This window comes from Streptomyces sp. NPDC000941, assembly GCF_053599555.1.
This window is the reverse complement of record NZ_JBSFMM010000567.1, coordinates 1-1,063: the sequence shown is the minus strand read 5'-3', so window position 1 is coordinate 1,063 and position 1,063 is coordinate 1. Positions and strand designations below refer to the sequence as shown.

1 protein-coding gene is annotated in these 1,063 nt (G+C 67.5%); it reads right to left on the bottom strand.

What is annotated here, in order from left to right; genetic code table 11:
- Nucleotides 1–1,062 (bottom strand): AMP-binding protein (locus ACWDSL_RS53520; protein WP_450497046.1); only part of this gene is annotated, 1,062 nt, incomplete at its 3' end.
- Between the last annotated feature and the right edge of the window lies 1 nt (nt 1,063).

Sequence of the window (1,063 nt, the reverse complement as noted above, 5' to 3'; positions counted from 1 at the left end):
GGTGCCGTAGAGGACGGTGATGCCGATGTCGAAGGAGACGGAGGCGTGGGCGACGGTGGTCCCGGACAGTTCGGGGTATGCCTCGGTGGCGCGGGTGAGGTAGTTCACCAGGGCCCGGTGCGGGATGACCACGCCCTTGGGGCGGCCGGTGGAGCCGGAGGTGTAGATGACGTACACCGGATGCCCCGGCAGCAGCGCTCCCGTGCGGTCGGTGTCGCGCACGTCGGTGCCGGGCTGGGCGGCGATCTGTGCGGCCGTCTCAGGAGCGTCCACTGCCACGGACAGACAGTCCAGGCCGTCCAGGGTGGCGGTTGTGGTTGCGGTGGTGGTGTCGGTGACCAGGACCATGGGGGCCGCGTCTTGGAGCATGTAGCTGATCCGCTGGGCGGGCAGTTCGGGGTCCACGGGCACGTACGCCGCTCCCGATTTCATCACCGCCAGCAGCGCCACCAGCAGTTCGGCCGAGCGTGGCAGGGCAACCGCCACCAGCCGCTCCGGCCCAACCCCCTGTCCGATCAGGTGCCGGGCGAGCCGGTTGGCCCGCACATTCAACTCGCCATAGGTCAGCTTCTCGCCCTCGCACACCACCGCCACTGCGTCCGGGGTCCGTGCGACCTGCGCTTCGAACAACTCCGGCAGCACCGCATCCGGCACCGGATGCGCGGTGTTGTTCCAGTCGACCAGGACCTGCTGCCGCTCGGTCTCACCCAGTACATCGACCCGCCCCACCGGCATATCCGGATCCGCGGCCACCGCCTCCAACACCCGCACAAAACGACCAGCCAACGCCTCAACCGTCGCCCGGTCGAACAGATCGGTGCGGTAGTCGAGTCGGCCGGTCATGCCGTTTGGCGCACCGTCTTCCGTGCGGAGCTCACCGAGGTTGACCGTCAGATCGAACCTGGCCGAGACGTCTTGTAGCGGCTCGTGGGTGATTTCCAGACCTGGAAAGTCCAGGCTGGGCCGGGTGTTGTTCTGGAAGGAGAGCATCACCTGGAACAGCGGATGCCGCGCCATCGACCGCTCCGGATTCAACACCTCCACCAAACGCTCGAACGGCACA